The sequence below is a fragment of the Bdellovibrio sp. ArHS genome (assembly GCF_000786105.1).
GTDB lineage: Bacteria > Bdellovibrionota > Bdellovibrionia > Bdellovibrionales > Bdellovibrionaceae > Bdellovibrio.
In genome coordinates this window covers 60,353-72,693 of sequence record NZ_JTEV01000010.1, presented here as the reverse complement: position 1 = coordinate 72,693, position 12,341 = coordinate 60,353, and the positions used below count along the sequence as shown (strand labels likewise).

General features: G+C 47.5%; 12 protein-coding genes. 4 read left to right on the top strand and 8 right to left on the bottom strand.

The window, feature by feature from the left end; translation table 11 throughout:
- Window positions 1-22: 22 nt before the first annotated feature.
- Both OM95_RS04730 and OM95_RS04725 read right to left on the bottom strand, forming a co-directional pair.
- Entirely contained in the window at window positions 23-451 is a 429-nt protein-coding gene (locus OM95_RS04730) for a hypothetical protein (protein ID WP_291515572.1), read from the bottom strand.
- A 102-nt stretch (window positions 452-553) separates the two neighbouring features.
- Entirely contained in the window at window positions 554-1,324 is a 771-nt protein-coding gene (locus tag OM95_RS04725; protein WP_041870857.1) for a DUF1266 domain-containing protein, read from the bottom strand.
- Window positions 1,325-1,576: 252 nt separating this feature from the next.
- Between OM95_RS04725 and OM95_RS04720 the strand changes: the two genes are divergently transcribed.
- A complete protein-coding gene (locus OM95_RS04720; protein ID WP_041870855.1) occupies window positions 1,577-2,236 on the top strand; it encodes a DUF4097 family beta strand repeat-containing protein in 660 nt (219 codons plus the stop codon).
- On the opposite strand, the gene aspS is transcribed toward OM95_RS04720, so the two are convergent.
- Window positions 2,233-4,047 (bottom strand): aspartate--tRNA ligase, encoded by a 1,815-nt coding sequence (aspS, locus tag OM95_RS04715; protein WP_041870853.1) that lies wholly within the window; start codon window positions 4,045-4,047, stop codon window positions 2,233-2,235. The two genes, OM95_RS04720 and aspS, sit on opposite strands and share 4 nt — an antisense overlap.
- A gap of 206 nt (window positions 4,048-4,253) precedes the next feature.
- Here aspS and OM95_RS04710 point away from each other — a divergent pair, with 206 nt between their 5' ends.
- From OM95_RS04710 to OM95_RS04700, 3 genes are read left to right on the top strand one after another with little or no spacing between them, the layout of a single operon-like run.
- Complete coding sequence (locus OM95_RS04710; RefSeq protein WP_041870851.1) at window positions 4,254-4,559, top strand: polyhydroxyalkanoic acid system family protein; 306 nt, start codon at window positions 4,254-4,256, stop codon at window positions 4,557-4,559.
- 5 nt (window positions 4,560-4,564) lie between these two features.
- Complete coding sequence (locus OM95_RS04705; protein WP_041870849.1) at window positions 4,565-5,665, top strand: RNA polymerase factor sigma-32; 1,101 nt, start codon at window positions 4,565-4,567, stop codon at window positions 5,663-5,665.
- A complete protein-coding gene (locus OM95_RS04700) occupies window positions 5,665-6,012 on the top strand; it encodes a GFA family protein (protein WP_041870847.1) in 348 nt (115 codons plus the stop codon). Before OM95_RS04705 ends, OM95_RS04700 begins: the two co-directional genes overlap by 1 nt.
- 37 nt (window positions 6,013-6,049) lie before the next feature.
- On the opposite strand, the gene OM95_RS04695 is transcribed toward OM95_RS04700, so the two are convergent.
- The 5 genes from OM95_RS04695 to flhB form a co-directional block, all read right to left on the bottom strand.
- Window positions 6,050-6,835, bottom strand: a complete 786-nt coding sequence (locus OM95_RS04695) for a FliA/WhiG family RNA polymerase sigma factor (protein WP_041870846.1) — start codon at window positions 6,833-6,835, stop codon at window positions 6,050-6,052.
- A 70-nt stretch (window positions 6,836-6,905) separates the two neighbouring features.
- Window positions 6,906-7,736 carry a MinD/ParA family protein gene (locus OM95_RS04690; RefSeq protein ID WP_041870845.1) on the bottom strand — a complete coding sequence of 277 codons (831 nt, stop codon included), beginning with the start codon at window positions 7,734-7,736 and terminating at the stop codon, window positions 6,906-6,908.
- Complete coding sequence (flhF, locus tag OM95_RS04685) at window positions 7,733-9,187, bottom strand: flagellar biosynthesis protein FlhF (RefSeq protein WP_041870843.1); 1,455 nt, start codon at window positions 9,185-9,187, stop codon at window positions 7,733-7,735. Before flhF ends, OM95_RS04690 begins: the two co-directional genes overlap by 4 nt.
- Entirely contained in the window at window positions 9,177-11,276 is a 2,100-nt protein-coding gene (flhA, locus tag OM95_RS04680; RefSeq protein WP_041870841.1) for a flagellar biosynthesis protein FlhA, read from the bottom strand. The genes flhF and flhA overlap by 11 nt, the downstream gene beginning before the upstream one ends.
- Window positions 11,276-12,337 carry a flagellar biosynthesis protein FlhB gene (gene flhB, locus OM95_RS04675; protein WP_041870839.1) on the bottom strand — a complete coding sequence of 354 codons (1,062 nt, stop codon included), beginning with the start codon at window positions 12,335-12,337 and terminating at the stop codon, window positions 11,276-11,278. The genes flhA and flhB overlap by 1 nt, the downstream gene beginning before the upstream one ends.
- Window positions 12,338-12,341 lie beyond the last annotated feature (4 nt).

Genomic DNA, 12,341 nt, shown 5'->3' with positions numbered 1-12,341 from the left:
TCGAAACGGGAGATGTCAAGATTTAGGCGATTTTATTGTCTGAGATCTCTTTTAAAGGAGTTGGCTCTTGTTGCGGACGCAATTCCTTTTCAACATAGAAAAGACCTTCGTTATCCGTGGTCTTACTCAAAGCCTCTTCCGACTTCGTCATATCCCCTTCACGTGCGACAGACTTTGGATTCTGGAAGAACTTTTGATTCAGATCCTCAATGACTTTCAACTTCTTTATTTCGCCGGGATTTTTGTAAACGGGAGAGGCCTCGGGTTCAGGAAGTTGCCCTGTCTGCTTCAGCTCTTCCATCTGCTTACTGAGTGTAAGCCGATCTCCGAGTGAGTTTTTACCCATGGGTCTACCAAGCGCCAAGGCCCCCGGTCGCGCCGGTTGCGCGACAGAAACATCGGCAACGCGGGTCCGTGGACTTGCTGGCAGAATTCCACTGATTTTTTCCATACCACACCTCCGTGTGTGTTGATTTTGAAGGCCATCCTTGGTCTTCAAGTTATGTATCGGAATAGAACGTTTAAACTTGAGACAAACGAGGGAAAACTGGCATTAGGTCCAGGAGAAAAAGCGCCAAGGACTGGCGGGATGACCGAGAAGTCTTTGGCAGATCTCTTTAACTTGAGGATCATCATGACCCGACCAGAAAGTCCGACCAATCAGAAAACTTTGCGAAAACTCCATCCAAGAATCGAAGCGCCCTTCGATAACGGGCGCTAGTTTTAATATTTCCGCCCAAGCCTCATTGTCCTCGAGATAACCGACCACGAAACACAGACGAACCAGATGGATATAGCGGGCGGCATCCCATCCTAGAATACCAGCCTCTTTTAAATATTTATTCGTGCGTTGAACCCAGGAGGCAAGCTTGGTGTAGTCCTCTTTGCTCATTTGCACTTCCTGCCCGACTTCGATATCAAAACAGAAAATTTGCTTAAACTTTTCTAACGACACGGCATCAATGCTGCCATCCGATGGCAGAGATGATTTAAGCACATTGAATTTCGTGCGATGCCCCTGTTGCCGAATGTTCTCAAGGTTTTTCAAAGCCGAGGCTTTGTCCGTCACACCCCAGAATTCTTCCAGAATGCCGATGCAATCCCCTTTGATCTCGGGGCCATAGTTCATATCCAATCGGAAAAAGTACTCGCCGATTTCATCCAAAACCTGATCTTTGATTTCAGATGACAGCTCTCTATCGTCCATCAGATCAGACCCAATAACTTGAAACACCTCATCAAGAACCTGATTTTCTTCAACAAAGACCGCGCCCAGACACATCAGCTTTCTTTCTAAATCTGTTTCTGGAAGTATACGGCGCATGAGGTCCTCTGTTTCTGTTTAGAATAAACGTCCCATATGATAAGGTGGAAATCAAGCAGGCACCCTCGCGGGCGGTCAGCGATGTGCTCGGACAGTCCTCGCGGACGCCCCTCCTTTGAAGTGGGCTGCTGCGGAACTCGACATCGCTGACCGCCCGCTCGCAACTTGGTAGATTCATGTTGGTTAGGCTTCGACAGGCTTTTGGGGTGATGGATATTTTTGGTTAGCCGTTACTTTGGAGATTTTGGTTTTATGATTAAGAAGATTTTGATGGGGTTGGCGGCGCTTTTCTTTATTTTGGTCGGTGGTTTGGTTTTGATTATGGGGTATGTTTTTAACAATCCTGAGTCGGTGCTGACGGCCTTTCATTCGGTGACTGATAAATTCATGCAAGGACAAAAGTATGAGGAGCCGGGGGAATTTTTTCTTCAAGGAATTTCGCAGTTAAATTTGCAGGCTCGTCGCGTGGATCTGGTGATTCGCACACATACGGGACCGACTTTGAAAGTGCTTTTGCATGGCAAGGTTCCGCGCTTTGAACCCGGACCTTTTATTGTGCAAATGACGGAACAAAATGCCTTGCGTGTGGACTTTCAAGAGCCCTTAGCCAGTAACTGGATTCAAATGAACGTCAATGGCGAAGAGTTCACTCAGGAATCGGACGCCAAGCTGACCGCCGATATTTATTTGCCTCAATCTTTTAAAGGGAAAATTTTTGTTAAGACCGAGGAAGGTAAAGTCACATTGCGTTTGCCGGAAGATCTTCTTTACGAAACGGATGTGCAGTCTGTCTCTGGAAAAATCACGAACACCTTAAAACAAAAAACCACTTCCGAGATTCTGCCTCAAGAAGTGGGTCATATAAAAATTCAAACTGAATCGGGCGAAATTGTCGTCGAGAACGACAATTAGCCTTTCTTCATTTCTTCCAAATTCTTTTCCGCAAGCGGGCTTAGGCGCACGCCGACTTCCGCCAATTGATCACGACTGACTTCGCTTGGGCACTCTGCCATCAGATCCGAAGCTTTGGCTGTTTTCGGGAACGCGATCACTTCACGAATCGCATCAGTTCCACAAAGAAGCATGACCAGACGATCCATACCCCAGGCGATACCGCCGTGTGGAGGTGCGCCATACTTCAAAGCATCCAACAAGAAGCCGAATTTTGCCTCTTGCTGTTCCTTATTCATGCCCAGCAGACGGAACATCGCCTGTTGCAATTCCGTACGATAGATACGAATACTGCCGCCACCCATTTCATAGCCGTTGCAGACAAGGTCATAAGCCTTCGCCAACATCTTTCCGTAAGAAGACTCATCACCATCAATCAAGGCCTGCATGTATTCGTCTTTGGGTGACGTGAACGGATGATGACGGGACACCCAACGCTTTTCATCGGGCGAGTACTCAAACGCCGGGAAGTCGATCACCCAAAGGAAATGATCTTTCGAAGTATCGATCAGATTCAATTCTTTTCCGAGGTGCAAACGTAGCGTCGACAACGCGGCACAAGCCGTATCAAAGTCATCAGCGACAACCAAAGCACAATCGCCAGGGTTGGCGCCAACAGTTTTGAAAATTTCCGCCAGCTTTTCAGGACTGAAGAATTTAGAAACTGGAGACGAATAAGATCCATCGGCTTCAGACTTGATCCACACCAAGCCCTTGGCGCCCGCGCGTTTTGCCATGTCTGTCAGTTTATCAAATTGCCCGCGCGAGTAGGTTCCGCCCTTAGGAACGGCAATACCACGCACGATTCCCCCACGCGCTATGACTTCATCAAAAACTTTGAAGCCAGATCCGGTCACCACTTTTTGCAGATCTTTGATTTCCATGCCAAAACGTGTGTCCGGCTTGTCGATTCCATAACGATCCATGGCTTCTTGATAAGACATGCGAGGAATATCACCGACATCAACACCCTTGATTTCTTTCCAAATCGTGCGCAAAAGTTTTTCGTTCAGTTGCATGATGTCTTCTTGATCGATGAAGGACATCTCCATATCGATTTGCGAGAACTCAGGCTGACGGTCCGCACGTAAATCCTCGTCGCGGAAGCAACGGGCAATCTGGAAGTAACGGTCATAACCAGAGACCATCAAAAGCTGCTTCAGAATTTGCGGCGACTGCGGCAAGGCATAGAAAGTGCCTTGGTTCACACGTGAAGGCACTAGATAATCGCGCGCGCCCTCAGGCGTAGACTTAAATAGAATCGGTGTTTCAATTTCAAGAAATCCATTATCTCCCAGGAAGCGACGGACCAATTGAGCGACCTTATGGCGTACCACCAGATGATTCGTCAAACGCGGCGAACGCAGATCCAGGTAACGATGCTTTAAGCGCAGTGTTTCATTCACATTAGGATCGTCCACTTGGAAAGGTGGAACTGCGGATTCATTCAGAATTTCACAGCGAAGCGCTTCAATTTCAATTTCGCCGGTTTTGATCTTGGAGTTTTTCATGCCTTCTGGCCGCGCCCGAACGACTCCCTCCAAAGCCAGAACAAACTCGCCACGAAGATTTTTTGCCGCTGCCGTTTCCGGTTTATTGGGATCCAGTACAACCTGAACGATTCCCTCACGGTCACGCAAATCGATAAACACCAGACTTCCGTGATCCCGGCGGACATCCACCCACCCCATCAGGACGACTTTTTGTCCAATTTGGGAAGGACCTAGACTGCCACAATAACTTGTTCGCTTAAGCTCTTTTACAAACTTCATAGATGTACCTTTTTCGACGGAAGGATTTCGTGACGATGCACTGGGGCTTAGATTTGCATATTGTGCTAAGACAGTCAAAAAGCATCTTTTTATCCTTCCTAAAAGTAAGCCTTATCTCCGGGGCATAACTCAAGGGCATTGCTTTGCCCGGGTGACCCGTTATACTTTCAGAATCGCAAGACTGTAACGAAGAGAGGATCTTTTCCATGCCGAAATTTACGATCGACCATCAAAGCAACCATTCCGTTGATGAAGCTTACACAAAGATTAAAGAATTCCTTTCAAACGATCAGGACATTCGACGCTTTGACCCAAAGCTTCAGTGCTCGTTTGATGACGGTTCAAAAAGTGCGGCGCTAAAAGGCGCTCAATTTAAAGCCGATATGTCGCTGACCGCTTCTGGCGCAGGCAGCAAAGTGTCCGTCACGGTGGATCTGCCATTGATGCTCACTCCTTTCAAAGGTAAAGTGCAGGAAACATTGCAAAGGAAGCTGGCTAAATACCTCGGCTAATCTCTATGGCAAAAACGAAGGCAAGAACCCCAACAAAGGAAGCAGAAAAAAAGTCGAAGGTTGCAAAAAAAGCATCTTCGGGTAAAGCTGCGCCTGCAAAAAAAGGGGTCGAGCCGAAAAGCGTTGTTGCCGAAATCGTGGAAGAAAACTCTCAAGAAGAGATCCACCCCTCTGCCGAGGCGGAAAAAGCTTACGCCGTAGAACCCCCTGCAGAGGACTTCGATTTCGAAGTCCCTCAAGAATCCAAAGCGGTCACCGTCGGATCATCGAAGTCGATCACTTCTTCGGACCCTCTGGTCATGTATCTGAATGAAATCCGTCGCTACAAAGTTTTGACTAAGGAAGAAGAACTGGTCTTAGCCAAAAAATACTTTGAGGGCAAAGACCCCGCGGCTGCCGAAGCTCTGGTCAAAGCGAATCTGCGCTTTGTCGTCAAAGTCGCGGCGGAATATTCAAAGTTCGGGGCCAAAATGATTGACCTCATTCAGGAAGGCAACGTCGGTTTGATGCACGCAGTTCGCGAATTCAACCCGTACAAAGGCGCCCGTCTTATCACTTATGCGGTCTGGTGGATTCGCGGCTACATTCAAGAGTTCTTAATGCGCCAGTATTCCATGGTCCGTATTGGCACGACTCAGAATCAAAGAAAGCTCTTCTACCAGTTACAAAAGGAAAAAGAGGCCTTGGATGCGATGGGCATTGAACCCAATGCCGCTCTGATCAGTTCTCGTTTAGGCATCCCTGAAGACGAAGTCCGCGACATGGCGATGAGAATGTCGGGTCGCGATGTCAGTTTGGATCGCCCCATTGATGACGAATCTGGAACCAGTTTGGGTGATTTACAGAAGAACACAAATGATCAACCGCTGGATGAGATGCTGGCAAAAGAAGAACAGCTCAGTATTCTTAAACAGAAAATTGAAGAGATTCGCCCTGAACTTTCAGATCGCGAGAAGATCATCCTGGACGAGCGCATACTGAACGACGACCCCCTGACATTGCAGGAAATCGGCGAGAAGTATAAAATCACCCGCGAAGCCGTTCGACAGATGGAAGTTCGTCTTTTGAAAAAAATTAAGGCCAAAATGGAAGAGGATTTAGATTAATGAAATATACAGGTCAGTGTCATTGCGGAAACGTGAAGTTCGAAGTCGAAATGAAGATCGATACGCTTGTCGCCTGCAACTGCTCTATTTGCAGACGCAAAGGTCACTTGCTTGCCTTCGCACCGGAAGCCAACTTCAAACTGCTTTCCGGCGAAAGCTCACTAAAAGACTACCAGTTCGGCAAAAAAGTAATTCATCACTATTTCTGTTCTAATTGTGGCGTCAGTTGTTTTGGCGCAGGCACTTCACCAGATGGCACTCAATCCCGCGCTATTAATGTGCGTTGCCTGGATGGCGTTGATTACACGCAGTTCCCCGTCCATAACTTCGACGGAGCCAGTATCTAAGAAAAAAGGTGCTTAGCACCTTTTTTTTCGTTTAAACCTATGCGATTTCAAGTTCACCGGCGCCAATAGTGGCTGCCAGTTTAGCACGAAGACGTGCGACAGCTTGTGCATGCAGCTGCGATACGCGGGACTCTGTCACGCGCAAAACTTGGCCGATCTCTTTCAAGTTCAGATCTTCATAATAATACAAAGAAAGAACAAGGCGCTGTCTTTCGGGCAGCTCTTCAATAGCTTGCGCGACAACTTCTTTGATATTCTTTACATTCAATTGATTGAAAGGACTGTTGGTACGCGAGCCTTCAAGAATATCCATGATAGACTTCTTGTCGGTATTACTAAAAGTTGTTGCCTGATCAATCGGAAGAAGACTGACCGGACGAACCTGGTTGACCAGATCATGGAACTCATCGATCGAGACATTCAGAGCCTTGGCAACCTCTTCATCGGTGGGAGTACGGCCTAGATCGGCCTCTAATTGCACCATGGTTTTATCTAAAAGCTTGGCTTTGTCACGGATCGAACGTGGGACCCAGTCTTGCGCGCGAAGTTCATCAAGAATCGCTCCGCGAATACGGAATTCAGCGTAAGTTTTAAATTTATTATCACGAGTTGAATCGTACTTTTCGATGGCATCCATCAAACCGATAACACCCGCAGAGATCAAATCATCTAATTCAATATTAGAGGGAAGGCGGACAGCAATTTTCTGCGCGATGAACTTAATTAGCGGCGCGTATTCTCTGATAAGGTCATCTTTCTGATTCGCAGCGAGCTTGCGTGGCTCTTCTTTGTACTTTTTCAACAATGCCGCATTTTTCCCCATATTTTTCCCTCTTAAAAACTATGTTAGCAAACAGGTTCGTGGCCCGAAAGTCCAAATCTGTTTTTCTCTTCTATGCAAACCCTACGACCTGATCCCAGAACATTTGCATGCCCCCGGTGCTTTCTACTTGCTTTGAAGATCTTTCGATCTGACTACACACTTGACGAATTGCTTTTGATGATTCTGCGCCAACATCGTGTCTCACAATGAGACGCTGTTGTTGCACGGCTTTCTTCAAAACCACATCTGTCGGAACCGATCCCCAGTAGTCCAGACCAATGTACAGAAAGCGATTCACCACATCGTTGAAACGCTGATACAAATTCAAACCTTCCTGTTCATCACGCACTTGATTGCAGATGATGGCGAAGTGGTTCACTTTGTACTGTTTGTTTAAAACCTTAATCAAAGCATAAGCATCCGCAAAACTCGAAGGGTCCGGTGTGATCACAACGGATACAGTCTGTGCCGCCGAATTTAGGAACAATACATTTTCGGCAATGCCCGGTGCCGTGTCGATAAGCAGGTAATCAAATCCTAAAGGCAAACTGCTGATGGCCTCTACCATCGCGCGGCGCTCGAAATGGTTCATGTGGTTGAACTCCACAACACCACTTCCGCCGGGAATCAAAAACACGTCTTTGGAAACTTCTGTCAGAATGTCTTTCATTTCTTTCCGACCTGCCAGAATGTCATGAATATTCCCTTGCGGTTTTACTCCGAAGAAAATATCGACGTTGGCCATCCCCAAATCGCCATCCAGAATCAAAACCTTCTTGCCCTTCTGAGACAAAGCCAAAGCCAGATTGGCAACCATCGTGGTTTTACCCACACCGCCTTTTCCAGAAGTGATACTGATCGTGCGGGTTTTATACATGTTAAACGAATTCACGTTTCTCATATTGCTTCAGAATCCTGTTGTTTGAATTTCGTAATTTTAAAAATCAAATCCAAAAGACGTTCTTTCGTGGCAAACTCAAAATCTTCCGGCACACGCGGTCCGATGCCAAAAGAGTGCAGTGGGATATCAAAACGCTTCATGAAGTTATAGATAGTTCCATGTTGCGTGGATTCATCCAAAGACGTGAAAATCACATCTTTGTAATTCATGCCCGAGTACCGACGCCCCAACTCGGTCGCATCAGCGTCTTTCACATTCGTAGACAGCACCAGATGAATATTCGGATTCAGAGCCGCCGGTGGCAAAAGAGATTTTAACATTTGAATCTCGTCGGGATTTTTTAAGCTCATGCCAGTATAATCGACCAAGACACAATCCACATTAGGAAGATAGCGCATCAAACTTGTCCAATCGTTCTGCGAACGAATCACAGAGAACGGAACATTAAGAATTTGCGCATAAATCTTCATCTGATCAGCGGCCCCCACTTTGAAAGTGTCCGTAGTGAAAAGCGCAATCTTTTTGCCTTCGCGAACCACCATCTGACTGGCCATTTTGATCAAAGCGGAGGTTTTGCCAGCGCCCGCAGGCCCGACGAAACAATGAATTTTTCCAGCCGTCGGATTACTCACAGTGCGAGTATTGTCCAGCACGTGACGAGCTACCCAAGCTTCCACCAAGGGTTTGTTCTTTAATTTCAAGGCTGGAAGAGTGTCTTGCGCAATGGTTAGAATTTCTGCGGCAACTTCGCGCGCCATGCCCGCAGCGGTCAGCTTTTCAAAAACAAAGCTTAAATCATAGTTGATACCAAAATCAGCACCAGGATGGGTCCCGACGAAATTTTGGGGCATTTGATGGAAGTGAGAAATCACCTGCTTTAAACTTTCAATTTCATTCTTTAGGGCCGCAATTTCGGTTGAGTCCTTTTGCACATTGACTGGCGTGCCGCGTACAACGGGAGCCGGAGCCGCCGTCTGTTGCGGCGTCTTCTTCGTCATCGTGCCTTTGCTAGAGAAAATTTCATCTTGTTCTTGGAAAGCGTTCAAGGCCCTTTGGGCTGCCGAACGAACCCGCTCTTCCGCCATCATTCTTTGACGTTGTTCTGCCTCGTCCTCAATATCGATATAACGACGCTGCGTGATGGGCGCTGGCGGCTGGTTCTTTTGCACATGTTTTTCCACCATCTTGTGGATGAGTTCCTTTTGCTGGCGCGCTGGGCTTTTCAAGAATTTTTCACGATCCTGTTCACGCAGACGGGATTCCGCAAACTTTTTCTTTTGTAAAGTCTCTTCGGAAACTGCCGCCGTGATCTCGACACTGCCCTCGCCGACCAGACCAAAGCTCTTGTTGTTATCGCGGGCTGAAAGAATAATGGCGTCAGGTCCCAATTGGGTCTTCACCATTTCCAAGGCTTCTTTCATCGTACGGGCTTCAAATTTCTTAACCTGCATGGCTCATCTCCACGAGTGCAACCGATTGAACATCCGCATCTGACGTCAACTCATTGTGCGAAAGCACCACTAGTTGAGGAATAAAACGGGACGTAAGCTTATATAAATGACGACGGGAAGTCGGACTTGTCAGAAGGATAGGCTGACTGGCCACTTCCGGATGGTTTTCCACAGTGCGTGCGATCTCATTGATCAAACGATGTGCGGTATTGGGGTCCATCACCAACTGAACTCCTTGTTCTGTCTGCAAAAGCGAGTTCGCAATCAGTTCTTCAATTACAGGATGCAACGTCATGACCGGAATGTTGCCTTGATCTGTTGTGTATTTTGCCGTGATACCACGAGCCAGATTTCGACGAACCTGCTCTGTTAATACTTCAATGTCTTTCGTGCGCGGAGCTTCATCGGCCAACGTCTCAAAGATCGTTAAAAGATCGCGAATCGAGACCTGTTCTTTTAACAGATTTTGCAAGACGCGAACCACGGAACCCAACGACAACATGTCAGGGATAAGCTCTTCGACCACTTTGGGATGAGACTTCTTGAAGTTTTCAATCAACGTAGACGCTTCTTGACGACCGAGAAGTTCATGCGCATGACCGCGGATGATTTCTGTTAAGTGAGTCGCCATGACAGTTGGCAAGTCGACCACCGTATAACCGGCGATTTCCGCATCTTCCTTACGAACTGGAGAAATCCACAACGCATCCAGGCCGAATGCAGGTTCTTTCGTCGCAATACCTTCAATGCGTTCTGCCACATTGCCCGGATCCATCGCCAACAAAGATTCAGGACGAAGAATTCCGCCACCTACTTTATTACCCTTGATCAAGACGCGATATTCACCCGGAGCCAACTGCAAGTTGTCCCGGATGTGAATACTTGGCACTACGATTCCTAAATCCAACGCAAATTGTTTGCGAATACTGACGATACGTTCAAGCAGATCTCCGCTGGAATCAGACTCGACAATATTGATAAGGCCGTAGCCCACTTCCAATTCCACCATATCCAGTGGCAACATCGTTTCGATGTTTTCTTTTTTTGGCGCAGCCAAAGCCGCATCGGCCTGCTTCTTTTCTGACTCGGCTTTTTCGAAACGAGCTTTCTTAATAATCCAGGCAGTTCCGCACAAAAGACCACCCATCAACAGGAAAGGCAATGTGGGAAGTCCCGGAACAAGTCCTAAAAGAATCAAAACACCGCCGGAAATCATCACGGCGCGAGGCTTGACGAATAGTTGACCCGTGACTTCTTCACCGACATCTTTGTCAGAGTTAGAAGTACGGGTGACGATAATACCGGCCGCCGTCGAGATCACAAGCGCCGGAATCTGAGCCAACAGACCGTCACCGATGGTTAACATCGTATAGTATTTTGCAGCCGTGCCGACATCCAAACCTTTTTGAATCACACCGATGGCTAAACCACCCAGGATGTTGATCATGGTGATGATAATACCGGCGATTGCATCACCACGAACGAACTTCGAGGCACCATCCATGGCTCCGTAAAAATCTGCTTCACCTTCGATTTGTTTACGACGTTTGCGGGCTTCTGCCTCGGTTATATGACCCGAGTTCAACTCGGCATCGATCGACATTTGCTTACCAGGCATCGCATCCAAAGTGAAACGAGCTGCGACTTCCGCCACACGGCCCGAACCTTTGGTGATGACCATGAAGTTGATGACCATCAAGATGATGAACATCACAAAACCGATAACGTAGTTTCCGCCGACAACGAAGTTCGCAAACGACGCGATAACCGTTCCCGCCGCCTTTTCGCCTTCATGCCCGTGAGTCAAAATCAGACGAGTCGTCGCCACGTTCAAGGACAGGCGGAATAAGGTCGTCATTAAAAGCAGGGATGGAAATGAAGTAAAGTCCAAGGCGCGATCGGTATAAATACTGACCAGAAGAATCAGAACACTGATCGCCAAAGAAAACGTCAACGTGATGTCCAACATGAATGGCGGCAACGGGATGATCATCACCGCTAAAATAGCCAAGAGACCGAACGCGATGAACAAGTCCGTGTTCTTGGTAATTTTATCAAACCGCTTTAAGAACTGAAACAGTTGATCCATTATCTTTTCTTCCTACGCAAACGATAAACATACGAAAGCACTTCCGCGACGGCGACAAAAAGCTCTCGAGGAATAACCTGACCAATTTTAAGTGTTTTAAAGATCGTACGAGCCAGAGGCTTATTTTCCACGATGGGAATGTTGTGCTCGCGTGCGATCTCTTTGATTTTTTCCGCGACGTGATCGGCGCCCATGGCGATCAACTGCGGAGCCGGTAGATTGTCTGAGTATTTTAAGACCACGGCAATGTGCGTGGGATTGGTGATAACCACGTCGGCTTTAGGAATCTCAGACATCATGCGCTTGCTCGCCATTTCACGTTGAATACGACGAATGCGTGATTTGATCATGGGATCACCCTCACGCTGCTTGTGCTCTTCTTTGACTTCCTGTTTGGTCATCATCATTTTCTTTTCAAGATCCCAGCGCTGATAGAAGTAGTCCGCCAAGGCGATCACGAGCATGACACCTCCGACGCCGCCCAAAAGTTTTACGACGATGCCACCTAGGTACATAAAGATCTGCTCGACCGAGTAAGTCAGCATATAAGGAATCTGACGGACTTCTCCGCGCAAAAGGAAGTAAAGCACAATGCCGACGGCAGCCATTTTTAGGATCGACTTCAAAGCCTCGACAATGGCGCGAAGACTGAAGATACGTTTGGCACCCTCGACCGGATTTAATTTTTCGAAATTGGGGGAAAGAGCATCTTCCACTTGAAGAAACCCCACTTGCGCTAAAGAAGACGCCGCGCCGATCAGACCTGCGATTCCCGCCACTGGTGCAATCAGGATCAAAGCTTTTTCTCCGTTAAAACGGAACGCTTCCGTGAATTTACCTTCACGCACGAGCGTGACCATGTCCTGGCCGAATGAATACTGGAATAGTTCGTAGAAGTTTTTGAAGAAAAAGCGACCCAAAACATACACGCCACCAGCCGCCGCAAGCAAAAGTGCCGCTGACGCCAGTTCCTTTGTATGTGCGACGTTCCCTTTTTTGCGAAACTCTTCCCGTCTCGCATCCGTCGCCTGTTCGGTCTTTTCGCCGTTTTCTTCAGCCATCTCG

What these genes read in the sequence shown, in the direction of transcription:
- OM95_RS04730 (WP_291515572.1), bottom strand. Translation starts at nt 451, where the DNA reads ATGGAAAAAATCAGTGGAATTCTGCCAGCAAGTCCACGGACCCGCGTT.
- OM95_RS04725 (WP_041870857.1), bottom strand. Translation starts at nt 1,324, where the DNA reads ATGCGCCGTATACTTCCAGAAACAGATTTAGAAAGAAAGCTGATGTGT.
- OM95_RS04720 (WP_041870855.1), top strand. Translation starts at nt 1,577, where the DNA reads ATGATTAAGAAGATTTTGATGGGGTTGGCGGCGCTTTTCTTTATTTTG.
- aspS (WP_041870853.1), bottom strand. Translation starts at nt 4,047, where the DNA reads ATGAAGTTTGTAAAAGAGCTTAAGCGAACAAGTTATTGTGGCAGTCTA.
- OM95_RS04710 (WP_041870851.1), top strand. Translation starts at nt 4,254, where the DNA reads ATGCCGAAATTTACGATCGACCATCAAAGCAACCATTCCGTTGATGAA.
- OM95_RS04705 (WP_041870849.1), top strand. Translation starts at nt 4,565, where the DNA reads ATGGCAAAAACGAAGGCAAGAACCCCAACAAAGGAAGCAGAAAAAAAG.
- OM95_RS04700 (WP_041870847.1), top strand. Translation starts at nt 5,665, where the DNA reads ATGAAATATACAGGTCAGTGTCATTGCGGAAACGTGAAGTTCGAAGTC.
- OM95_RS04695 (WP_041870846.1), bottom strand. Translation starts at nt 6,835, where the DNA reads ATGGGGAAAAATGCGGCATTGTTGAAAAAGTACAAAGAAGAGCCACGC.
- OM95_RS04690 (WP_041870845.1), bottom strand. Translation starts at nt 7,736, where the DNA reads ATGAGAAACGTGAATTCGTTTAACATGTATAAAACCCGCACGATCAGT.
- flhF (WP_041870843.1), bottom strand. Translation starts at nt 9,187, where the DNA reads ATGCAGGTTAAGAAATTTGAAGCCCGTACGATGAAAGAAGCCTTGGAA.
- flhA (WP_041870841.1), bottom strand. Translation starts at nt 11,276, where the DNA reads ATGGATCAACTGTTTCAGTTCTTAAAGCGGTTTGATAAAATTACCAAG.
- flhB (WP_041870839.1), bottom strand. Translation starts at nt 12,337, where the DNA reads ATGGCTGAAGAAAACGGCGAAAAGACCGAACAGGCGACGGATGCGAGA.